At 53.9% G+C, this 20,726-nt stretch carries 22 protein-coding genes and 1 tRNA gene; 17 read left to right on the forward strand and 6 right to left on the reverse strand.

Features of this window, described 5'->3' with window-relative positions; translation table 11 throughout:
• Positions 1 to 36: 36 nt before the first annotated feature.
• The 9 genes from plsY to ureG all read left to right on the forward strand — a co-directional run bounded on the left by plsY (position 37) and on the right by ureG (position 6,259).
• Positions 37 to 651, forward strand: coding sequence for a glycerol-3-phosphate 1-O-acyltransferase PlsY (gene plsY / locus ACLHV9_RS21255; protein WP_028017138.1), 615 nt, complete (start codon positions 37 to 39; stop codon positions 649 to 651).
• Between the two features lie 110 nt (positions 652 to 761).
• Positions 762 to 1,589, forward strand: a complete 828-nt coding sequence (locus tag ACLHV9_RS21260; RefSeq protein ID WP_108090488.1) for an urease accessory protein UreD — start codon at positions 762 to 764, stop codon at positions 1,587 to 1,589.
• 10 nt (positions 1,590 to 1,599) lie between these two features.
• On the forward strand, positions 1,600 to 1,902 hold the full coding sequence (locus ACLHV9_RS21265; protein ID WP_003862556.1) for an urease subunit gamma: 303 nt from the start codon (positions 1,600 to 1,602) through the stop codon (positions 1,900 to 1,902).
• Between the two features lie 10 nt (positions 1,903 to 1,912).
• Positions 1,913 to 2,239, forward strand: a complete 327-nt coding sequence (locus ACLHV9_RS21270) for an urease subunit beta (RefSeq protein ID WP_108090489.1) — start codon at positions 1,913 to 1,915, stop codon at positions 2,237 to 2,239.
• On the forward strand, positions 2,232 to 3,935 hold the full coding sequence (gene ureC, locus ACLHV9_RS21275) for an urease subunit alpha (RefSeq protein ID WP_108090490.1): 1,704 nt from the start codon (positions 2,232 to 2,234) through the stop codon (positions 3,933 to 3,935). Before ACLHV9_RS21270 ends, ureC begins: the two co-directional genes overlap by 8 nt.
• Positions 3,936 to 3,944: 9 nt before the next feature.
• On the forward strand, positions 3,945 to 4,409 hold the full coding sequence (ureE, locus tag ACLHV9_RS21280; RefSeq protein ID WP_108090491.1) for an urease accessory protein UreE: 465 nt from the start codon (positions 3,945 to 3,947) through the stop codon (positions 4,407 to 4,409).
• Between the two features lie 9 nt (positions 4,410 to 4,418).
• Positions 4,419 to 4,958: a HupE/UreJ family protein gene (locus ACLHV9_RS21285; RefSeq protein WP_049005076.1), complete on the forward strand. Its 540-nt coding sequence runs from the start codon at positions 4,419 to 4,421 to the stop codon at positions 4,956 to 4,958.
• Positions 4,958 to 5,632 (forward strand): urease accessory protein UreF, encoded by a 675-nt coding sequence (locus tag ACLHV9_RS21290; RefSeq protein WP_049005077.1) that lies wholly within the window; start codon positions 4,958 to 4,960, stop codon positions 5,630 to 5,632. The genes ACLHV9_RS21285 and ACLHV9_RS21290 overlap by 1 nt, the downstream gene beginning before the upstream one ends.
• A 9-nt stretch (positions 5,633 to 5,641) precedes the next feature.
• Entirely contained in the window at positions 5,642 to 6,259 is a 618-nt protein-coding gene (gene ureG / locus ACLHV9_RS21295) for an urease accessory protein UreG (RefSeq protein ID WP_028017131.1), read from the forward strand.
• A gap of 43 nt (positions 6,260 to 6,302) precedes the next feature.
• On the opposite strand, the gene tsaD is transcribed toward ureG, so the two are convergent.
• A complete protein-coding gene (gene tsaD, locus ACLHV9_RS21300) occupies positions 6,303 to 7,313 on the reverse strand; it encodes a tRNA (adenosine(37)-N6)-threonylcarbamoyltransferase complex transferase subunit TsaD (protein WP_407221055.1) in 1,011 nt (336 codons plus the stop codon).
• A gap of 236 nt (positions 7,314 to 7,549) precedes the next feature.
• Between tsaD and rpsU the strand changes: the two genes are divergently transcribed.
• The 3 genes from rpsU (at position 7,550) to rpoD (ending at position 11,628) form a co-directional block, all read left to right on the forward strand.
• Complete coding sequence (gene rpsU, locus ACLHV9_RS21305) at positions 7,550 to 7,765, forward strand: 30S ribosomal protein S21 (protein WP_001144069.1); 216 nt, start codon at positions 7,550 to 7,552, stop codon at positions 7,763 to 7,765.
• Between the two features lie 115 nt (positions 7,766 to 7,880).
• Entirely contained in the window at positions 7,881 to 9,626 is a 1,746-nt protein-coding gene (dnaG, locus tag ACLHV9_RS21310; protein WP_407221056.1) for a DNA primase, read from the forward strand.
• Between the two features lie 154 nt (positions 9,627 to 9,780).
• Complete coding sequence (gene rpoD / locus ACLHV9_RS21315; RefSeq protein ID WP_028017129.1) at positions 9,781 to 11,628, forward strand: RNA polymerase sigma factor RpoD; 1,848 nt, start codon at positions 9,781 to 9,783, stop codon at positions 11,626 to 11,628.
• An 88-nt stretch (positions 11,629 to 11,716) separates the two neighbouring features.
• On the opposite strand, the gene mug is transcribed toward rpoD, so the two are convergent.
• A complete protein-coding gene (gene mug, locus ACLHV9_RS21320) occupies positions 11,717 to 12,223 on the reverse strand; it encodes a G/U mismatch-specific DNA glycosylase (RefSeq protein ID WP_028021370.1) in 507 nt (168 codons plus the stop codon).
• Positions 12,224 to 12,347: 124 nt separating this feature from the next.
• On the opposite strand from mug, the gene ACLHV9_RS21325 reads away from it, so the two are divergent.
• Positions 12,348 to 12,423: transfer RNA gene (locus ACLHV9_RS21325), tRNA-Ile, on the forward strand.
• A 296-nt stretch (positions 12,424 to 12,719) separates the two neighbouring features.
• Here the strand turns inward: ACLHV9_RS21325 and ACLHV9_RS21330 are convergent.
• On the reverse strand, positions 12,720 to 13,208 hold the full coding sequence (locus tag ACLHV9_RS21330; RefSeq protein ID WP_032666808.1) for a hypothetical protein: 489 nt from the start codon (positions 13,206 to 13,208) through the stop codon (positions 12,720 to 12,722).
• A gap of 571 nt (positions 13,209 to 13,779) precedes the next feature.
• Between ACLHV9_RS21330 and ACLHV9_RS21335 the strand changes: the two genes are divergently transcribed.
• Both ACLHV9_RS21335 and ACLHV9_RS21340 read left to right on the forward strand, forming a co-directional pair.
• Positions 13,780 to 14,476 (forward strand): IS1-like element IS1A family transposase gene (locus ACLHV9_RS21335; protein WP_370610343.1). Its coding sequence is split into 2 segments (ribosomal slippage): positions 13,780 to 14,033 and positions 14,032 to 14,476, totalling 699 coding nucleotides; the frame shifts between segments, so codons are not numbered across the junction.
• Between the two features lie 34 nt (positions 14,477 to 14,510).
• A complete protein-coding gene (locus ACLHV9_RS21340; protein WP_028017127.1) occupies positions 14,511 to 15,335 on the forward strand; it encodes a hypothetical protein in 825 nt (274 codons plus the stop codon).
• An 89-nt stretch (positions 15,336 to 15,424) separates the two neighbouring features.
• Here the strand turns inward: ACLHV9_RS21340 and ACLHV9_RS21345 are convergent, their stop codons facing one another.
• Complete coding sequence (locus tag ACLHV9_RS21345; protein ID WP_028017126.1) at positions 15,425 to 16,108, reverse strand: outer membrane protein; 684 nt, start codon at positions 16,106 to 16,108, stop codon at positions 15,425 to 15,427.
• A gap of 366 nt (positions 16,109 to 16,474) precedes the next feature.
• Here ACLHV9_RS21345 and ACLHV9_RS21350 point away from each other — a divergent pair, with 366 nt between their 5' ends.
• Positions 16,475 to 17,644 (forward strand): DNA repair protein, encoded by a 1,170-nt coding sequence (locus tag ACLHV9_RS21350; RefSeq protein WP_407221057.1) that lies wholly within the window; start codon positions 16,475 to 16,477, stop codon positions 17,642 to 17,644.
• Here ACLHV9_RS21350 and ACLHV9_RS21355 read toward each other — a convergent pair whose 3' ends face one another.
• A complete protein-coding gene (locus ACLHV9_RS21355) occupies positions 17,645 to 18,409 on the reverse strand; it encodes a siderophore-interacting protein (protein ID WP_108090495.1) in 765 nt (254 codons plus the stop codon).
• 147 nt (positions 18,410 to 18,556) lie between these two features.
• Between ACLHV9_RS21355 and ACLHV9_RS21360 the strand changes: the two genes are divergently transcribed.
• Positions 18,557 to 19,051, forward strand: coding sequence for a PadR family transcriptional regulator (locus ACLHV9_RS21360; protein ID WP_049007650.1), 495 nt, complete (start codon positions 18,557 to 18,559; stop codon positions 19,049 to 19,051).
• Here ACLHV9_RS21360 and ACLHV9_RS21365 read toward each other — a convergent pair.
• On the reverse strand, positions 19,048 to 20,607 hold the full coding sequence (locus ACLHV9_RS21365; RefSeq protein ID WP_129324154.1) for a methyl-accepting chemotaxis protein: 1,560 nt from the start codon (positions 20,605 to 20,607) through the stop codon (positions 19,048 to 19,050). The genes ACLHV9_RS21360 and ACLHV9_RS21365 overlap by 4 nt on opposite strands.
• Positions 20,608 to 20,726: the final 119 nt, after the last annotated feature.

Consider the following 20,726-nt stretch of genomic DNA (forward strand, 5'->3'; position numbering starts at 1 on the left):
GAGAATACAGATACATTTTCAAAACGGAACAGCGTTATGAGTGCAATCGCGCCTGGAATGATCCTCCTCGCCTATCTTTGCGGCTCAATCTCCAGCGCCATTCTGGTCTGCCGCATTGCAGGGTTACCCGACCCGCGTGAAAGTGGTTCCGGGAACCCGGGGGCGACCAACGTACTACGAATTGGCGGCAAGGGTGCAGCCGTAGCGGTTTTGATTTTTGATGTTCTGAAAGGGATGCTACCCGTCTGGGGCGCATATGCGCTGGGCGTCACGCCGTTCTGGCTGGGGCTCATTGCCATCGCTGCCTGTGTCGGCCACATCTGGCCTGTATTCTTCGGATTTAAAGGTGGCAAAGGCGTTGCAACCGCCTTTGGTGCCATTGCGCCTATCGGCTGGGACTTAACCGGCGTCATGGCCGGCACCTGGCTGCTGACCATTCTTCTGAGCGGCTACTCGTCACTGGGTGCCATTGTCAGCGCGCTGATCGCCCCGTTTTACGTCTGGTGGTTCAAACCTCAATTCACCTTCCCGGTGTCGATGCTCTCTTGCCTTATCCTGCTGCGTCATCACGACAATATCCAGCGCCTGTGGCGTCGCCAGGAGACCAAAATCTGGACAAAGCTCAAGAGAAAGAAAAAAGAGCCGGAGTAATCGCGCGACACCCGCAGCAGATAACGTATCCATAAGCGACTCATATGACAGCCTTCATTTCCGCCAGGGCATACTGAAACGTATCCCGATGGTGAGCAAATGGATGCAGCATGTTAGCAGCTCAGGTCACTGATACTACGTATAAAGGCTGGCAGGCGTCGCTTGCCCTGCAGTTTTGTCACACGTCTGAGAAAACCCTCCTGCATTCCGCTCATCACCTCGGGCCACTTACGGTTCAGCGTCCGTTTTACCCGGAAGGGGATACCTGCCACCTTTACCTGCTGCATCCACCCGGCGGAATTGTGGGTGGCGATACGCTGGACATTTCTGTTCGGCTGGACGCCAAAAGCCATGTGCTCATCACCATGCCCGGTGCCAGTAAGTTCTATCGCAGCAGTGGCCCGCAGGCTCGTCTGAGCCAGCACTTTTATCTCGATGAAGACGCCACGCTGGAGTGGTTGCCGCAGGACACCATTATCTTTCCCGGCGCGAACGCCGCGCTGCGCTCCGTTTTCCACCTGAAGGCCTCCAGTACATTGATGGCCTGGGAGCTGTACTGTCTGGGGCGCCCGGTGATCGGTGAGACCTTCAGCCACGGCAGGCTGGAGAGCCGCCTTGAAATCTGGATTGAAGACGAACCTCGCCTGATTGAGCGTCAGCATCTTAGCGATGGCGATCTCACGCCCGTTGCCGGGCATCCGTGGGTCGGCACGCTGCTGTTCTATCCGGCCAGGGAAGAGCATCTCGACAGGGTACGTGAACTGCTTACACCACTGGAAAACGTTGCCGGGGCAACCCTTACTGACGATCTGCTGTCGGTGCGCTTTCTCTCTCACGATAACCTGATTTGTCAGCGAGTGATGCGCGATATCTGGCAGTCGCTTCGCCCGCTTTTATCCCACAAAACTGCCTGTTCGCCGCGTATCTGGCAGACATAAGAGAAACGTTATGGAACTGACCCCCAGAGAAAAAGACAAGCTGTTGCTGTTCACCGCCGCGCTGGTTGCCGAACGCCGCCTTGCACGCGGGGTAAAGCTCAATTATCCGGAATCCGTCGCGTTGATCAGCGCCTTTATTATGGAAGGTGCGCGCGATGGCGAAACCGTCGCCTCACTGATGGAGGCGGGCCGCCATGTCCTCACACGCGACCAGGTGATGGAAGGTGTACCCGAGATGATCCCCGACATTCAGGTAGAAGCCACCTTCCCCGACGGTTCAAAGCTCGTCACTGTCCATAACCCGATCGTCTAAGGAGCGCGTGATGATCCCAGGTGAATACCAGATCCAGCCCGGAAATATTGCCATCAACGTAGGGCGAGCAACGCAGAGTGTAATCGTCGAAAACCACGGTGACAGGCCGATCCAGGTGGGATCGCACTACCACTTTTACGAGGTCAACCCGGCGCTGAAGTTCGACCGGGCGATAACCAAAGGCTACCGGCTGAATATTCCGGCCGGGACCGCCGTACGTTTCGAACCCGGCCAAAAACGCGAAGTGACGCTGGTTCAGATCAGCGGCGCGAAGCGCATTGTCGGTTTTCGCGGTGAGGTGATGGGAGAGGTGATGGGAGAGGTGAGCAATGGCTGAAATTACACGTCAGGCCTACGCCGACATGTTCGGCCCCACCACGGGCGATAAAGTGCGGCTGGCCGACAGCGAGCTGTGGATCGAAGTGGAAGAGGATCTCACTGTTTACGGTGAAGAGGTCAAATTCGGCGGCGGAAAAGTGATCCGCGACGGCATGGGTCAAGGACAAATGACAACGGATCAATGCGTGGATCTGGTTCTCACCAACGCGCTGATAGTTGATCACTGGGGGATCGTGAAAGCCGATATCGGCGTGAAGAACGGGCGGATCTTCGCCGTCGGTAAAGCCGGTAACCCGGATATTCAGCCCGGCGTGACGATCCCGATTGGCGCGGCAACGGAAGTAATTGCCGCCGAGGGGAAGATCATCACCGCCGGCGGGATCGACACCCACATTCACTGGATCTGCCCGCAGCAGGCGGAAGAGGCGCTGGTCTCCGGCGTCACGACCATGATCGGCGGCGGTACCGGGCCCGCTGCAGGCACCAACGCCACGACCTGCACGCCGGGGCCGTGGTATATCGCCCGCATGTTACAGGCCGCAGATACGCTGCCGGTGAATATTGGTCTGCTCGGCAAGGGTAACGGCTCAAACCCGGACGCTCTGCGCGAGCAGATCGCCGCCGGTGCTATCGGGCTTAAGATCCACGAAGACTGGGGTGCCACGCCTGCCGCCATCAATTGTTCTCTGGAGGTCGCAGACGAGATGGATATACAGGTGGCGCTGCACAGCGACACGCTGAACGAATCCGGGTTTGTCGAAGATACGCTGGCGGCGATTGGCGGGCGTACCATCCACACCTTCCACACCGAAGGCGCGGGCGGCGGCCACGCGCCGGATATCATCACCGCCTGCGCGCACCCGAATATTCTGCCCTCCTCTACCAACCCGACGCTGCCGTACACGGTGAACACCATCGACGAGCATCTCGACATGCTGATGGTCTGCCATCACCTCGATCCGGATATTGCTGAGGACGTCGCCTTTGCGGAATCACGTATTCGCCGTGAAACCATCGCCGCTGAAGATGTGCTGCACGATATCGGCGCATTTTCGCTCACCTCGTCAGATTCTCAGGCGATGGGCCGCGTGGGGGAAGTGATTATCCGCACCTGGCAGGTGGCGCACCGCATGAAGGTGCAGCGCGGCCCCCTGCCGGAAGAGACTGGCGATAACGACAACTTCCGCGTAAAGCGCTATGTCGCCAAATACACCATCAACCCGGCGCTGACCCACGGTATCGCCCATGAAGTGGGTTCCATTGAGGCAGGAAAACTGGCTGACCTGGTGGTCTGGTCACCGGCCTTCTTTGGCGTGAAACCCGCCACCATCGTCAAAGGCGGGATGATCGCCTGCGCGCCAATGGGTGATATCAACGCCTCGATCCCCACGCCGCAGCCAGTCCATTACCGCCCGATGTTTGGCTCACTCGGTGCCGCGCGCCACGCCACGCGGCTGACGTTTGTCTCGCAGGCCGCCAGTACGAACGGCATCCCGCAACAGCTCAATCTGCAAAGTGGCACCGCCGTGGTGAAAGGCTGCCGGACGGTGAAAAAGGCGGACATGATCCACAACGGCCTTCAGCCGAATATCACCGTTGATTCGCAGACCTATGAAGTGCGCGTCGACGGCGAACTGATTACCAGCGAACCGGCTGACGTTCTGCCGATGGCGCAACGCTATTTCCTGTTTTGAGGAGTGATGATGATCTATTTAACCCAACGCCTGGACCATGCCCATCCCGTAACCTCCAGCGTCACGCTGCCGATTGACGTGCGGGTGAAAAGCCGCGCCCGCGTGGCGCTGAACGACGGGCGCGAAGCCGGGCTAATGCTGCCGCGCGGCTTGCTGCTGCGCGGCGGAGACCTGCTGACCACCGACGACGGCAGTGAGGTGATTGAAGTGATCGCTGCCGCGGAGTCCGTCTCTGTGGTGCGCTGCGCCGATCCGTTCCTGCTCGCCCGCGCCTGCTATCACCTGGGCAACCGTCACGTACCGCTGCAAATCATGCCCGGCGAGCTGCGCTATCACCACGATCATGTTCTCGACGATATGCTGCGCCAGTTCGGGCTCGAGGTGACGTTTGCCAGCCTGCCATTTGAACCCGAAGCAGGGGCCTACACCAGCGAGGCTCATAGTCATAGCCACTCTCACGCTCATTCACATTAAGGATTAATCATGCGCAAGTACTTACCCCTGTTACTGCTGGCCTTTTCCCTGCCTGCGCTGGCACATCCGGGACACGGAGCCGACAGCTTCCATGCCGGATTTTTCCACCCGCTGACCGGCCTCGATCATCTGCTGATGCTGACAGGTGCAGGCGTGCTCTCCGCCCTGAGCGGCCGCAAGTTGATACTGCCCTTTGCCACCCTCGGCATGATGCTTGTCGGCGCCATTGCGGGCAGTCTGCTTGGTGGCTTTAGCGGCATGGAGATGCTGATTATCGCCTCGCTGGCGGTCTGCGGCGTGATGATGTTTAAAACCGAAAACCGTCTGCTGCTGGCAGTCCCTGCCCTGGCGATGTTCCACGGCTGGGCGCACGGTGTGGAGATGTCCGGCCACAGCTTCTGGCTGTTCACCAGCGGGTTCATGTTTGCCAGCGCCACCGTACTGTGCGCCAGTTTTGCCGCAGGGTTGCTGCTGCGCCGTCACGATGGGCTGCGTAAAACCTTCGGCGGCGGACTGATTGTCTCCGCCCTGCTGGCGCTGATGAGCTAATGGAGCACGCCCGCCAGTGGCTGCGCCTGATGCAGCTTTCCAGCAGCAGCCTGCCGGTCGGGTCATTTACCTGGTCACAGGGGCTGGAATGGGCTGTTGAAGCCGGTTGGGTCACGAGTACCGATGCCTTCAAACGCTGGCAGACGCAGCAGATGGAGCAGAGTTTTTTCTGCGTCGATCTACCGCTGTTTATCCGCCTGTATCAGGCCTGTGAGCAACAGGATCTCGTTACAGCCAAACGCTGGACAGCGTATCTGCTCGCCTGCCGGGAAACGCGCGAACTCCGTGAAGAGGAGCGCAATCGCGGAGCGGCCTTTACGCGCCTCATCAAAAGCTGGGAGCCGGACTGCTCGCCCGAATGGCTGCCGCTGTTTACGCAAAGCCAGCTCTGCGGCATGGCGTGGCTCGGCGTGCGCTGGGGCATCGGCGTGCGCGAGCTGGCTCTGAGTCTCGGCTACAGCTGGATAGAGAGCGCGGTCATGGCAGGCGTGAAGCTGGTGCCGTTTGGGCAACAGGCCGCGCAGCAGCTGATTATCGACCTGAGCAACCATTTTGCCGACGGGCTTGAACAGGCATTTTTGCGCAGTGATGACGAGATAGGCGCGGCGACACCGCTGTCCGCTATCGCCTCTGCGCGCCACGAAACACAATATTCACGACTATTCCGTTCCTGAGGAGTCAATATGGCTGATTACAAACATCCCCTGCGCGTCGGCGTCGGCGGCCCGGTAGGGTCGGGCAAAACTGCGTTGCTGGAAGCACTGTGCAAAGCGATGCGCGACACCTATCACCTGGCGGTGGTGACAAACGATATCTACACCAAAGAGGATCAGCGCATCCTGACCGAAGCGGGCGCGCTGGAACCGGAACGCATCGTGGGCGTGGAGACCGGAGGCTGCCCGCATACCGCCATCCGTGAAGATGCCTCGATGAACCTGGCCGCTGTAGAAGCATTAAGCGAGAAATTCGGTAATCTGGATCTGATCTTCGTTGAAAGTGGCGGCGATAACCTGAGTGCGACCTTCAGTCCCGAACTGGCAGATCTGACGATCTACGTGATCGACGTGGCCGAGGGGGAGAAGATCCCGCGCAAGGGAGGGCCAGGGATCACCAAATCCGATTTCCTGGTGATCAACAAAACCGATCTCGCGCCGTACGTGGGTGCTTCGCTGGAGGTGATGGAGCGCGACACCAACCGCATGCGCGGTGAACGTCCGTGGACCTTTACCAACCTGAAGGCAGGTGACGGGTTAGCGACGATTATTGGTTTTTTAGAAGAGAAAGGGATGTTGCGGGTGTAGTGCGGTTTATTGCCCGGAGGCGCTGCGCCACCGGGCAAAAAAATCACGCCTCAGGCAGTTCCGCCAGCGGCCAGCGCGGACGCACGGAGACGCTCAGATCGGACGTTGCAGCGTTGAGACGTACCATCCCGGCGTAGGCAATCATCGCACCGTTGTCGGTACAAAATTCCGGACGCGCGTAGAACACTTCGCCGCGACGCTTTTGCATCATCTCTGCGAGCTTCGCACGCAGCGTACGGTTGGCGCTGACGCCACCAGCCATCACCAGACGCTTAAAGCCGGTCTGATCCAGCGCGCGTTTGCACTTGATCATCAGCGTATCGACTACCGCATCTTCGAACGCGCGGGCGATATCGGCGCGGGTCTGCTCGCTATCATCGTTATTACGAATGGTATTGGCTGCGAAGGTTTTCAGGCCAGAGAAGCTGAAGTCCAGCCCCGGACGGTCGGTCATCGGACGCGGGAAGACAAAGCGCCCTTCCGTACCCTGCGACGCCATCTTAGAAAGCATTGGGCCGCCAGGATAATCCAGCCCCAGCAGCTTGGCGGTTTTATCGAACGCTTCACCGGCGGCGTCGTCGATCGACTCGCCCAGCAGCTCATACTTGCCAATGCCCGTCACGCTAATCAGCTGGGTATGACCGCCAGAAACCAGCAGTGCCACAAACGGAAACTCAGGTGGGTTATCTTCCAGCATCGGCGCCAGCAGATGCCCTTCCATATGGTGAACCGGAATGGCCGGCACATCCCATGCAAAGGCCAGCGAACGCCCAACCGTTGCACCCACCAGCAGGGCACCGACCAGACCCGGGCCTGCGGTATACGCTACGGCATCAATATCTGTTGAACTCAACCCGGCCTCTTTCAGTGCCGCCTGAATCAGGGGAACCGTTTTACGCACGTGGTCACGAGAGGCCAGTTCTGGCACGACGCCGCCGTAGTCAGCATGTAATTTCACCTGACTATACAGTTGGTTGGCCAGAAGCCCTTTCTCGTCGTCGTAAATGGCGATGCCGGTTTCATCGCAGGATGTTTCAATACCCAGTACACGCATGACTTGTTTTACCTCGTTTCAATACCGCGCAGTGTAGAGCCTGGGCGGGTTGATGTAAAACTTTGTTCGCCCCAGGAAGAAGGCTCGTGTATACTCCTCACCCTTATTAAAGTCCCTTTCAAAATCGCATCGGTGCTTTACAAAGCAGCAGCATTTGCAGTAAAATTCCGCACCATTTTGAAATAAGCTGGCGTTGATGCCAGCGGCAAACCGAATTTATTAAAGGTGAGAGTTACATGCCGGTAATTAAAGTACGTGAAAACGAGCCGTTCGACGTAGCACTGCGTCGCTTCAAACGTTCATGCGAGAAAGCAGGTGTTCTGGCTGAAGTTCGTCGTCGTGAGTTCTATGAAAAACCAACGACCGAACGTAAGCGCGCTAAAGCTTCTGCAGTGAAACGTCACGCGAAGAAACTGGCTCGCGAAAACGCACGCCGTACTCGTCTGTACTAATTGGTTGAGGGCCTCAGCCCTCAATTGACAGACAGAGTAATAGTCGTAAGGCCGTGCTTCCGGAAGGAATGCGCGGCTTGTTTTCGTTTATAAGTCGCTTAAATTTTTGGGGCATATGGCCGGAAGAATCCCACGCGTTTTCATCAATGACCTGCTCGCCAGAACCGACATCGTCGATCTCATCGACGCGCGGGTAAAGCTGAAAAAGCAGGGCAAGAACTACCATGCGTGCTGTCCGTTCCATAACGAAAAAACCCCCTCCTTCACCGTAAACGGTGAAAAGCAGTTTTACCATTGCTTCGGCTGTGGTGCTCACGGTAACGCCGTTGATTTTTTAATGAACTACGACAAGCTCGAGTTCGTTGAAACCGTCGAAGAACTGGCGGCAATGCATAACCTTGAAGTGCCGTATGAAGCAGGCAGTGGGCCAAGCCAGATAGAGCGCCATCAACGGCAAACGCTGTATCAGCTGATGGATGGCCTGAATTCGTTTTACCAACAGTCTCTTAAGCACTCTGCGGCTGAGCCTGCGCGTCAGTATCTGAACAAGCGCGGACTGAGCGACGATGTCATTGCGCGTTTCGCTATTGGTTACGCCCCGCCCGGCTGGGATAACGTGTTAAAGCGTTTTGGCGGCAATAGCGAAGATCGTAAATCCCTCATCGATGCAGGCATGCTGGTCACCAATGACCAGGGACGAAGCTACGACCGCTTCCGCGAACGGGTGATGTTCCCGATCCGCGACAAGCGTGGACGGGTAATAGGTTTTGGTGGTCGCGTATTGGGTGATGCCCTGCCGAAATACCTCAACTCCCCGGAAACCGATATTTTCCATAAAGGCCGTCAGCTGTATGGCCTTTATGAGGCGCAGCAATATAATGCGGAACCTCCGCGTCTTCTGGTCGTCGAAGGCTATATGGACGTCGTTGCACTGGCGCAGTACGACATTAACTACGCCGTTGCGTCGTTAGGGACGTCCACCACGGCCGATCATATTCAGTTGCTGTTCAGGGTGACCAACAATGTCATCTGCTGTTACGACGGTGACCGCGCAGGACGGGATGCAGCCTGGCGCGCGCTGGAAACGGCACTTCCTTACATGACCGACGGGCGTCAATTGCGCTTTATGTTCCTGCCCGACGGTGAAGACCCGGATACGCTGGTGCGTAAAGAGGGCAAAGCGGCGTTTGAAGCGCGGATGGAGCAGGCTCAGCCACTCTCCACGTTTTTGTTTAACAGCCTGATGCCGCAGGTGGATTTGAGTACCCCTGACGGGCGCGCGCAGCTCAGTACGCTGGCACTGCCGTTAATCAGCCAGGTGCCGGGCGAAACGCTGCGCATCTACCTGCGTCAGGAATTAGGCAACAAGCTCGGCATCCTTGATGACAGCCAGCTTGAACGTTTAATGCCAAAACAGGCTGAAAACGGCGCGGTTCGCCCCGTGCCTCAGCTAAAACGCACAACCATGCGTATACTGATAGGGTTACTGGTACAAAACCCCGAACTTGCTCCGCAAGTGCCATCGCTGGCAGGTTTGAACCACGAAAAGTTACCTGGACTTGGCTTATTTTCAGAACTGGTCAACACTTGTTTGTCACAGCCAGGTCTGACCACCGGACAACTTTTAGAGCATTATCGCGGTACAAAAGAGGCCGCAACCCTTGAAAAACTGTCGATGTGGGACGATATAGCAGATAAGGATATTGCAGAAAAAACGTTCACCGACTCACTCAACCATATGTTTGATTCGATGCTTGAGCTGCGCCAGGAAGAGTTGATTGCTCGCGAGCGCACGCACGGCTTAAGCAGCGAAGAACGCCGGGAACTCTGGATGATTAACCAGGAACTGGCGAAGAAATAAAAGAATTTAACGGCTTAAGTGCCGAATATCGATCGGGAAGCCCCCGGCAGCCGCACTGAGAGGCAGCGGCAAAAATATAAGTACGCCCTCGCTTTAAAGGTTGGCAGCCCCATCGCCGACACCAATCAAACGAATTAAGTGTGGATACCGTCTTATGGAGCAAAACCCGCAGTCACAGCTGAAACTTCTTGTCCAACGCGGTAAGGAGCAAGGCTATCTGACCTATGCCGAGGTCAATGACCATCTGCCGGAAGATATCGTCGATTCAGATCAAATCGAAGACATCATCCAAATGATCAATGACATGGGCATTCAGGTGATGGAAGAAGCACCGGATGCCGATGATCTGTTGCTGGCTGAAACCTCCAACAACACTGATGAAGATGCGGAAGAAGCTGCTGCACAGGTACTGTCCAGCGTGGAATCTGAAATCGGGCGTACCACTGACCCGGTCCGCATGTACATGCGCGAAATGGGTACCGTTGAACTGTTGACCCGCGAAGGCGAAATTGACATCGCAAAACGCATCGAAGACGGGATCAACCAGGTTCAGTGCTCTGTTGCCGAATACCCGGAAGCGATCACCTATCTGCTGGAGCAGTACGATCGCGTTGAAGCGGAAGAAGCGCGCCTGTCGGACCTGATCACCGGTTTTGTCGACCCGAACGCCGAAGAAGATATGGCACCCACCGCCACTCACGTCGGTTCTGAACTGTCTCAGGAAGAGATGGATGATGACGAAGACGAAGATGAGGAAGACGGCGACGACGACAGCAGCGATGATGACAACAGCATCGACCCTGAACTGGCGCGTGAGAAGTTTGCCGAACTGCGTACCCAGTACGAAGTGACGCGTGACACCATCAAAGCGAAAGGCCGCAGCCATGCCGCCGCTCAGGAAGAGATCCTGAAACTGTCTGAAGTGTTCAAACAGTTCCGCCTGGTGCCAAAACAGTTCGACTACCTGGTGAACAGCATGCGCGTGATGATGGATCGCGTACGTACCCAGGAACGCATCATCATGAAGCTGTGCGTTGAGCAGTGCAAAATGCCGAAGAAGAACTTCATCACCCTCTTCACCGGCAACGAAACCAGCGAAACCTGGTTCAACGCAGCTATCGCGATGAACAAGCCGTGGTCTGAAAAACTGCACGACGTGAAGGACGATGTGCATCGTGGCCTGCAGAAGCTGCAACAGATTGAAGAAGAGACCGGCCTGACCATCGAACAGGTTAAAGACATCAACCGTCGTATGTCCATTGGTGAAGCGAAAGCCCGCCGTGCGAAGAAAGAGATGGTTGAAGCGAACTTGCGTCTGGTTATCTCTATCGCTAAGAAATACACCAACCGTGGTCTGCAGTTCCTGGATCTGATTCAGGAAGGCAACATCGGTCTGATGAAAGCGGTAGATAAGTTTGAATACCGTCGTGGCTACAAGTTCTCCACCTATGCAACCTGGTGGATCCGTCAGGCGATCACCCGCTCTATCGCGGATCAGGCGCGCACCATCCGTATTCCGGTGCATATGATTGAGACCATCAACAAGCTCAACCGTATTTCTCGCCAGATGCTGCAGGAGATGGGTCGCGAACCGACGCCGGAAGAGCTGGCTGAGCGCATGCTGATGCCAGAAGACAAAATCCGTAAAGTGCTGAAGATCGCCAAAGAGCCAATCTCCATGGAAACACCAATCGGTGATGATGAAGATTCGCATCTGGGTGATTTCATCGAGGATACCACCCTCGAGCTGCCGCTGGACTCTGCCACCACCGAGAGCCTGCGTGCCGCTACGCACGACGTTCTGGCTGGCCTGACCGCCCGTGAAGCAAAAGTTCTGCGTATGCGTTTCGGTATCGACATGAACACCGACCACACGCTGGAAGAAGTGGGTAAACAGTTTGACGTTACCCGCGAACGTATCCGTCAGATCGAAGCGAAGGCGCTGCGTAAACTGCGTCATCCAAGCCGCTCTGAAGTGCTGCGTAGCTTCCTGGACGACTAATCAGTCCTGACAGTGAAGAAGCTCCCTTCGGGGAGCTTTTTTTTTGTTTATTCCCTCTCAGGGCGAGGGCATCAGGCCGGAGAGGCCCCTAAAGCCCCCGCACCATCAACGCCTCATCCAGCTCCCGATAAGCCTCCACCAACTTATCCAGTGTTGCTCTGTTGAGCCCGCTCGGGTTCGGCAACACCCACACCTGCGTAACGCCAATCATAATGCTCTGCTTGCCCCACTTCGTTCCACGCTGGCTAAACGCCTGCTCGTAGGCCTGCTTACCGAGGATTGCCAGAGCTGCCGGCTGATAATCGTCTATTTTCTTGATCAGCTCCCGCCCGCCGCTACGCAGTTCATGCAGGTTGACCTCCGTTGCCTGCACCGTAGGACGCTCGACCAGCATGGTGATACCGCAGCGCGTATCCAGAAGGTGTTGCTCTTCTTCGGGCTTGAGCAAACGGTCAGTAAACCCCGCCTGATGGATAACCTTCCAGAAACGATTCCCCGGATGGGCGAAGTGAAAACCGGTGTGCGCCGAGGACTTACCCGGGTTAATCCCGCAGAACACCACCCGCAGCCCGGGGGCCAGAATGTCGTTGATCATCTTTACTCCCACTGATACATCGTTATGGAAGTATAAAGGATTGATTATGCGTTGTTTATAAAAACAGCAGGCAGGTTTGAATGGCTGGATTGCTGAGGGGAGTTACTTTATAATTCACCGCCATGGCCCCTTAGCTCAGTGGTTAGAGCAGGCGACTCATAATCGCTTGGTCGCTGGTTCAAGTCCAGCAGGGGCCACCAAATTTTAGCTTTATAATCATATAATTAAGCCACTCTAGTGAGTGGCTTTTTTGTTGTGGGAATTGCGAGTGTCCCCTTTTTGTCCCCTGGATTTTTTTCTCAAGCATTCGCCAGGCTGCATCCTGCATAGCATTGTATGATTTTTTTATTACCCGCCTCTGATTTTTGCCGCCCCGTATGAAAGCACATAGCCAACTATCAATGCCCCAAAACACCCGGCGAATTTCATCCATGTACTTTCAAACCAGAAGAATGACCCCATAGCAAAAATCACAGCCAGAGAGGTGATGGTTCCCTCAATTGCGTGGGACATTAACGATTTTACAAATTTCATTCTGTATTCCTTTGCAATCCATAGGATGTCCTTCAATGAACACGAGGTAAGGCTCTAACTGCTGTTCAACGAGAAAGTAGACCATATCCAGATTCTCTTTTGACACCCTGGCGTATGTAGAGGGATATTTGGCTTTCATCCGTCTTGACGCTCTGGCTGATTCTTCAATAATCCCCTGAAACATCACGACGTTTAACGCGGCTGAAGCACTGAACCGGATAAAATGTTTGTACGCCTGATCAATCGCCAAGCGATTCAACATCAGACTTGCGGTTGTCTGAGCCAGTACAATTTGCCCACCTGTTCGCCCACCAATGCTTCCGGCTCCGTAACCCAATTTATTGTTTACGGCCTCTTTACCTTCATCATTGAGTTTCTGATAGAACGAGGTGAAAACGATAGTAATCAGCCTTCGCAAAGGTGACTCAGCATTACCCAAGCTCTTGAGCATATAGAAAAAACGCTACGTCTCAACCTGGTTTCTTTGTTTGGCGCTTTCCCCGGCAAGTCCGCTTCCCTCCCAGCTTCTTACAACCCCCATGTAAGCTGTATTTGGTATAGAGGAGATCCCATCGAGAATCCCTAATGCAACCGGTTTAGCGTCCATATCTCATCCCTATTGCTCTGAACTCGAACAAAGAATAACCAGTCATTAGCAACGTATCCAAGAATTTTTTTCAGTTTCAGACTCCAACACAATATCACGCCAGCCCGCACCACGATTGGCATCGCGCATTTTTGTATATGGTTTGCTTAAACGCCGCCAGCACTGACACGGTCTGGCGATATGTTTTGAAGAAAAAAATGAAAAATGCTTAGGCTCCAAAACCTTAGGCGGGTGCGAATCATGTTGCGCAGCGCATGAGCGAGTTGCTGAGAGATGCGAGAGCATTTATAAGCAACCAATTACTCCACACGTTAAAGATTTTCGACTTAATGCCGTTTTATAACGTATCACACAACATTGGTGATGCTGCCAACTTACTGGATTTAGTGTATGATGGTGTTTTTGAGGTGCTCCAGTGGCTTCTGTTTCTATCAGCTGTCCCTCCTGTTCAGCTACTGACGGGGTGTTGCGTAACGGCAAAAGCACTGCCGGACATCAGCGCTATCTCTGCTCTCACTGCCGTAAAACATGGCAACTGCAGTTCACTTACACCGCTTCTCAACCCGGTACGCACCAGAAAATCATTGATATGGCCATGAATGGCGTTGGATGCCGGGCAACCGCCCGCATTATGGGCGTTGGCCTCAACACGATTTTACGTCACTTAAAAACTCAGGCCGCAGTCGGTAACCTCGCGCATACAGCCGGGCAGTGACGTCATCGTCTGCGCGGAAATGGACGAACAGTGGGGCTATGTCGGGGCTAAATCGCGCCAGCGCTGGCTGTTTTACGCGTATGACAGGCTCCGGAAGACGGTTGTTGCGCACGTATTCGGTGAACGCACTATGGCGACGCTGGGGCGTCTTATGAGCCTGCTGTCACCCTTTGACGTGGTGATATGGATGACGGATGGCTGGCCGCTGTATGAATCCCGCCTGAAGGGAAAGCTGCACGTAATCAGCAAGCGATATACGCAGCGAATTGAGCGGCATAACCTGAATCTGAGGCAGCACCTGGCACGGCTGGGACGGAAGTCGCTGTCGTTCTCAAAATCGGTGGAGCTGCATGACAAAGTCATCGGGCATTATCTGAACATAAAACACTATCAATAAGTTGGAGTCATTACCCACAACATTGAGGCTAAACATGATCGGTAATTTATTGGGCAATAAGGATTTTACACGTTACGTTGTCTACGCAACTCTCTTTGCTGTAGCCCTGAATAGGGCGCATGGTTTGTCGAATTTATTACGATTTGCATTACGCTATTTTGGTGTAGGGTATACAGACTCAAAAATGAAACACATGGATAATAAATGGTTTGATATTCAATTATTTAAAATCATAAATGGCATCAACATCTCAAACATTAATGACATCCGTTTAATCCAGCTTGGACTGAATGAAGGAAAATTAAAACCATCATCTTTCCTCCTTACTAGCTCCTGGGGCGATATCACCAAAAAAATGCCTACCAGGAAAAAAATAACATCAATTATTCTCGGCACGATGTTAATTTTGACAGGTTCTTTTTTTTGGTATACGCAAAACTCTATAGCGTATGGTTTTGCCAAAATTGATTTTGGAACATTTACTTATTATTTATCCAAAGATACATTAATAATTACATCGCAATCTGGTACTATTAACAATGCAACAATCCATAGCAAAGAAGATTGTATAAACTCCCGTAAGCTAATACCTAATGACTCAGTTTTTGCTCTGGCATGCAATAAGCTGTTGAATAACAGCCAATCTTATCAACGGTGGCTTGAACAAGAAATAGCCACAATAAACACATCTAAAAAATATTTACTTGCTTTGGCATATATATACCTGACTATCGGTGTAGTATGGTTGTTTTCACTGTGGCAATTTATTCGTGCTAATTTACAGGTTGTAAACTACAAGCGTTCTTTGGAAAATAAAAATGAAATTAAAAATAATAAAGAAGAACGAATATCAATGTAGCCAATCTGAGTTTAAAAAAAACACAAAAAAGCCAACCCCGTATTCCCACGGCGTTGGCCCTGTTTTAAAGCAGTGACATTTACAACAGGTTAAAAGACATAACGCATGCCAAGGGTAAATTCATTAGAGACGATGTGCGCTTTCATCTGCTCATCTTTTAAGCCACGCATGTTCGCATAGTTGTTATATCCACTTTCGATCTTACCCATATCGATATAGCGATAACCCAAATCGACATAGAGACGATCAACCGGCGTGTAACTTACGCCTGCGCCTAATGCGTAAGTCAGGTTGTTTTGCGTCGTCGAACCGTATTCACGGCCAGGATTACCCTGCCAGCCGTCGGCTTTAATCCTGCTCACACCAAGCCCTGCGGTACCGTAAACAGAGACGCCGTAGCCCAACTCATAATCACGATAGACGTTCAGCATCAGACGTTCTGTTTCAGTCTGAAGATGATCAAAACCGTTAGGGAAGGCGCTGGAGCCGTTGGTGTATTCGGTTTTCTGCTTAAAGGTGTATTCACCTTCAGTGCGCCAGCCATTACCAAACCGGTATCCCGCAGCAATCGCCGCACCGCCTAAGTGCTCTTTTTGTTTACCACCCACAAACTGCCCGACACCCGGACGGGAACTGGTATCCATCTCTTTGGCTCGCTGTTCAATCTGCAGGTATTTTGCGGAACCGTAATACCCTTCTTCGGTATTTGCTGCCAGAACCGTAGCCGGGATCATCGCGATCGGCAGGGCGGCTAAAATAGCTTTCATACTCATCTCTACTCCGTTGAAAAAATATTCCGCACGTCGAACAGTCGTCCGCCGATGCCAGGAAAAATAGTCAGTGAGAGGGATAGTAAATGGCCCGTCACGGGCAAACTATTCGGGTGATTATGGGTTTTACCTGGTAATATTACGTAGGGACTGGTCTTATTTTTCTAACAATAATTAGTAGTTTCAATGAATTAATATATGAGATTTTCAACGGACTGCGTGAAGCGTCTCACTTCCCCTCCACCTTCACAAACTGCAAAACTAAAGAAATCCCCCATCGCGCCGATCATCATCCGTGTGTATTATTTCCTGTAGCTTTTACAACAACTAACCTTAACTCAAATACTTAAGCGCCAAAGCGAAAGCATCATGAGCACACCGATCAAACGGCTAGAAATCATTAAAAATGCCATTGAACTGGAAGATGACGACATCATCCAGAGCCAGCTGACACGCCTGAAAAATGAAGCGTTTGACGATGAGCTACAGGCAATCGTCGTGGCGCTTGAGCAGAAGAACTACACCGCGGCCATGGCGGCCATTACCGCCTGGCTACAGAGCCAACGCGCAATCACCCAGTGGCGCGATCCGCTGGTGGCGGCCAGCAAGCTGGAGCTGAAGGCGCTGGAAGAGCGTCTGCGCGATCTGATAGATCGCCGCAATGCGCGGGTGCAGCAGCTGGATGAGTTCAACGATCTCTACTTCTCCCGCCTCGGCCCGCTGATGCAGCAGATCCTCGCCCTGCGCAAAACGCTGGCGGAGCTGAACCTGCGTCGTCAACAGGCGGAAGCGCGTCGTCGCGAGGAAGATTACCGTCGCTGCCAGCAGTATATGGCGCAGGCTGTAGAAGTACTGGCAACGCTCACCCAGCGCTGGCGCGATCTGCCTGCCGATTCCGTGCAAGCCGCTGAAGCACGCAAACATTTGCAGCAGCAAAGCAACCTGATTGCCAACCTGCTGGCCGAAGCGCTGGAGCTTGAAAGCGGCTTAACGCGCGAAGAAGAGCCCGCGCGTCAGGCGCGCGACGAAGCCAACGAAGAGTACGAGAAATACCGCGAGCAGCACCACGATGCCGAAGTGCGTCTGCGTAAAGGAAAGGATCTCTCGGAAGAAGATCAGAACGAACTGAAGCGCCTCTGGCGCCAGGCGAGCAAGCTTTGCCACCCGGATCTGGTGGCCGACGATCTGAAAGAAGAAGCCAACGCGATGATGGTGCAGCTCAACCAGGCCAAACAGCGTGGCGACGTCAAAGCCATACGCTCTCTGGTGGCGCGCCTGCAGCAAGGCTTCGAGCCGCTGATGGCCAGCGACAGGCTGAACGATCTGGAACGTATCCGCAAAAAAATGGCGCAGGTCCGCGAGCAAATCGACATTTTAGTGAACGAGCTGGCGGAGCTGGAGAAAGAGGAATCCTGGCTTCTGGTGTCGTCGCTGAGCAATATGGAAGCCTACTTCGCTCAGCAGGAGAAAGCGCTGCACGAAGTTCGCGCCTCGCTCGAACATCAGGTGAGCGAAGCGCAACTGGATTCTGCAGCCTGATTATTTAGCGTGCCAGTAAGCGCTGGCACGCACCAGCTGCGGATCAATCGTTTCGGATTCAAACTGGCGGCTGAGGCTTTTCACTACCTTCCCTTCCCCGGTCAGCCAGATAAAGTAATCTTCCGCCGGAACGGTTAGCGTCGCCAGATGGTCCGCCACAGCCTGCTCGCTATAGCCAACAATCCAGGTGATGTCGAACGTGCTCAGGTGTGCCAGATAATCCTTATAAGATTCATCCCCAACCGTCACCACTGCATGAACGCCCGGGCGAACAGGCAGTTTTGCGATGCCTTCTAAACGGCGGCGCAGCGCGGGCATGCCGGACTCATCGCAGACATACAGCTGCCAGGCATAATCTTCCGGTACCACCAGCGAACCGCGTGGACCGCCGATCGTCAGCTTATCACCCGCCTTCGCCTCGACCGCCCAGTGGCTGGCAATACCACCATCATGAACGAAGAAATCGAGCACCAGCTCATGATTTACCGCGTCATACAGCGGCGTATAGTCGCGCGCCTGAGGACGTACGCCGTCACCCCAGTCGATGCCGTCATCGGTGACTACCGGAGGCACAAACGTCGTCCCTGGAGCCGGGAAAAAGACTTTGGTGTGGTCATCAAAGCCACGGGAGCTAAAGCCCTCCAGCGCCTCGCCGCCTAAAACAATGCGCTGGAAACCCGCGCTAACGCGCTCAGCACGGAGCACCGTCAGCTCGCGAAAACGCAGGTCATTACGAACACGCTGTGGGTAACGGGTAGATGTCATTTTTAGACCCTTCTCAGGTGAATACGATATATCTAAATCAATTTTAAATGATAATGATTGCTAATCAGCAAGAATGCAAGATCTTTTAGATTGCATCTGAATATATCTTAGATATAGTTTAGATATATCAAAAAAGAAGGACACAGTATGCGACACGAACACGATGGCGGCGGACGTCGACCGCGCTTTTTTGGCCACGGCGATCTGCGTCTGGTGATTCTGGATATCCTGACGCGCAATGCGAGCCACGGCTACGAGCTGATCAAAGAGATCGAAAACATGACTCAGGGGAATTACACCCCAAGCCCGGGCGTAATCTACCCGACTCTGGATTATCTACAGGATCAGGCCTTTATCCTCATTAAGGAAGAAGAAAACGGCCGTAAGAGCATTACGATTACCGTGGCGGGTCAGCAGTGGCTGGATGAAAATCAGGAACAGCTGACGCACATACAGGCGCGTATCAAAGCGCGTTCCGTCGGTTTCCAGTTGCGAAAAAACCCGCAGATGAAGCGGGCGCTGGATAACTTCAAAGCGGTATTAGATCTGAAGGTCAATCAGGGAGAGCTCAGCGATGCGCAGCTTAAGCAGATCATCGGCGTAATCGACCGCGCAGCGCTGGAGATCTCCCAGCTGGATTAAGCCGGTGCGCGCTCGCTCACGCGGAAGATGCGTACCAGCTCTTTCAGGTGCATCGCCTGTTCGTTAAGGGATGCCGCCGCCGCGACAGACTCCTCCACCAGCGCAGAGTTTTGCTGGGTGGTGGCATCAATCAGGCCAATCGCGCTGTTGATCTGCGAGATCCCCTCCGTCTGCTCATGGCTGGCCTGGCGGATCTCACGCAGAATAACGTCCATCTCTTCCACGTTACCGACCATCCCGTTGATCAGCCCACTCGCTTTTTCGACCAGGTTCATCCCGTCCTGGGTCTGGCTGGTGGAGCTCTCAATCAGCTCACGAATTTCACTGGCAGACGATGCACTTTTCTGAGCAAGCTGACGCACCTCGCCCGCCACAACCGCAAAGCCACGGCCATGCTCACCCGCACGTGCCGCTTCCACTGCCGCATTCAACGCCAGAATGTTAGTCTGGAAAGCAATGGCGTCGATCAGGTCGATAATGTCGGACATCCGGTTCGAGGTCTCATTAATCAGGCGCATTTTGCTGGTCACCTGCTTCATCATCTCACCGTTGTTTTTAACCACCGTGGCGGCGTCTGCTGAGAGGGTGGTCGCCTCACCGGTATGCGACGCGGTGTTTTTCACCGTAGCGGTGATCTGCTCCATGGAAGCTGCGGTCTGTTCAACAGAGCTTGCCTGCTCTTCCGTGCGCGCGGCCAGATCCTGGTTACCGGCGACAATCTGCGCGGCAGCGCTGGAGATATTCTCTGAGCCAGTTTGCACCTGCTGCACAATGTCCATCAGGCGTGTTTTCATCTCCATCAGCGCATGCAGCAGTTGACCCGTTTCGTCTTTGCCGTGCGGCGTGATACTGCCGGTCAGGTCCCCCTCGGCGATGGCTTCAGCAAAAGTCACGGCCTGCCCCAGAGGACGGGTAATCGAGCGTACAATAAACCAGCCAATCAGGCTGCCTGCCGCCACGCTGAAAAGGGTAATCAGGATCAGCAGCAGGCGGTTGGTTCTGAAATCCCCCTCAACCTGCGCACCTGCGTACTGCATTTCGTTGTTCTGAATGGCAATCAGCGCCTGCACCTTCGCTTTGTACTCCTGCTGCAGGTTAAGGGTCGTGGTCATCATCTCCCTGATAGCACCCGCGCGATCGTTATTCTGCACTGCCTGTAAAATACGGTAACGCGAGTCCAGATACTGCTGACGCACACCGCGGATATCCGCCAGTGCCTGCTGTGATTTTGCATCATGCAGCGCGTTGTTCAGCTCCCCCAGGATCACGGTGATTTTCCCACTGATCTCCTTCAGATGCTGTTGCGATTGCGCCGTATAGGTCCCCTGTTCATCCAGCAACATGAGCTGCTGAGTGCCAATAAATTCCTGGAAGTTGTCAATTAACTGGTTCGCTTTTACCGTCGTAGGATAGTCACTGGTAATGATAGATTGCATCCCGTTATTGGCCCGGTTCAGACTCAGCAAGGACAAACTCGCACTCACCACCATCAGGACAATTAATAGCCCAAATGCCAGAAATAATTTCGTGCCGATCTTTACGTCATTTAAGAACATATTTTCTCCATCGATGTGATTATTTCTCAGACGATCGCTGTTATCGGTAACGAATTCGCTAACTTTATGACTTTGATCGTTTTTTTTATTTCATAACCATCACAATAGATAGGTAGAGG

The organism is Enterobacter sp. CPE_E890 (genome assembly GCF_046521475.1).
Classification (GTDB): domain Bacteria; phylum Pseudomonadota; class Gammaproteobacteria; order Enterobacterales; family Enterobacteriaceae; genus Enterobacter; species Enterobacter adelaidei.

What these genes read in the sequence shown, in the direction of transcription:
- plsY (WP_028017138.1), top strand. Translation starts at nt 37, where the DNA reads ATGAGTGCAATCGCGCCTGGAATGATCCTCCTCGCCTATCTTTGCGGC.
- ACLHV9_RS21260 (WP_108090488.1), top strand. Translation starts at nt 762, where the DNA reads ATGTTAGCAGCTCAGGTCACTGATACTACGTATAAAGGCTGGCAGGCG.
- ACLHV9_RS21265 (WP_003862556.1), top strand. Translation starts at nt 1,600, where the DNA reads ATGGAACTGACCCCCAGAGAAAAAGACAAGCTGTTGCTGTTCACCGCC.
- ACLHV9_RS21270 (WP_108090489.1), top strand. Translation starts at nt 1,913, where the DNA reads ATGATCCCAGGTGAATACCAGATCCAGCCCGGAAATATTGCCATCAAC.
- ureC (WP_108090490.1), top strand. Translation starts at nt 2,232, where the DNA reads ATGGCTGAAATTACACGTCAGGCCTACGCCGACATGTTCGGCCCCACC.
- ureE (WP_108090491.1), top strand. Translation starts at nt 3,945, where the DNA reads ATGATCTATTTAACCCAACGCCTGGACCATGCCCATCCCGTAACCTCC.
- ACLHV9_RS21285 (WP_049005076.1), top strand. Translation starts at nt 4,419, where the DNA reads ATGCGCAAGTACTTACCCCTGTTACTGCTGGCCTTTTCCCTGCCTGCG.
- ACLHV9_RS21290 (WP_049005077.1), top strand. Translation starts at nt 4,958, where the DNA reads ATGGAGCACGCCCGCCAGTGGCTGCGCCTGATGCAGCTTTCCAGCAGC.
- ureG (WP_028017131.1), top strand. Translation starts at nt 5,642, where the DNA reads ATGGCTGATTACAAACATCCCCTGCGCGTCGGCGTCGGCGGCCCGGTA.
- tsaD (WP_407221055.1), bottom strand. Translation starts at nt 7,313, where the DNA reads ATGCGTGTACTGGGTATTGAAACATCCTGCGATGAAACCGGCATCGCC.
- rpsU (WP_001144069.1), top strand. Translation starts at nt 7,550, where the DNA reads ATGCCGGTAATTAAAGTACGTGAAAACGAGCCGTTCGACGTAGCACTG.
- dnaG (WP_407221056.1), top strand. Translation starts at nt 7,881, where the DNA reads ATGGCCGGAAGAATCCCACGCGTTTTCATCAATGACCTGCTCGCCAGA.
- rpoD (WP_028017129.1), top strand. Translation starts at nt 9,781, where the DNA reads ATGGAGCAAAACCCGCAGTCACAGCTGAAACTTCTTGTCCAACGCGGT.
- mug (WP_028021370.1), bottom strand. Translation starts at nt 12,223, where the DNA reads ATGATCAACGACATTCTGGCCCCCGGGCTGCGGGTGGTGTTCTGCGGG.
- ACLHV9_RS21330 (WP_032666808.1), bottom strand. Translation starts at nt 13,208, where the DNA reads ATGCTCAAGAGCTTGGGTAATGCTGAGTCACCTTTGCGAAGGCTGATT.
- ACLHV9_RS21340 (WP_028017127.1), top strand. Translation starts at nt 14,511, where the DNA reads ATGATCGGTAATTTATTGGGCAATAAGGATTTTACACGTTACGTTGTC.
- ACLHV9_RS21345 (WP_028017126.1), bottom strand. Translation starts at nt 16,108, where the DNA reads ATGAGTATGAAAGCTATTTTAGCCGCCCTGCCGATCGCGATGATCCCG.
- ACLHV9_RS21350 (WP_407221057.1), top strand. Translation starts at nt 16,475, where the DNA reads ATGAGCACACCGATCAAACGGCTAGAAATCATTAAAAATGCCATTGAA.
- ACLHV9_RS21355 (WP_108090495.1), bottom strand. Translation starts at nt 18,409, where the DNA reads ATGACATCTACCCGTTACCCACAGCGTGTTCGTAATGACCTGCGTTTT.
- ACLHV9_RS21360 (WP_049007650.1), top strand. Translation starts at nt 18,557, where the DNA reads ATGCGACACGAACACGATGGCGGCGGACGTCGACCGCGCTTTTTTGGC.
- ACLHV9_RS21365 (WP_129324154.1), bottom strand. Translation starts at nt 20,607, where the DNA reads ATGTTCTTAAATGACGTAAAGATCGGCACGAAATTATTTCTGGCATTT.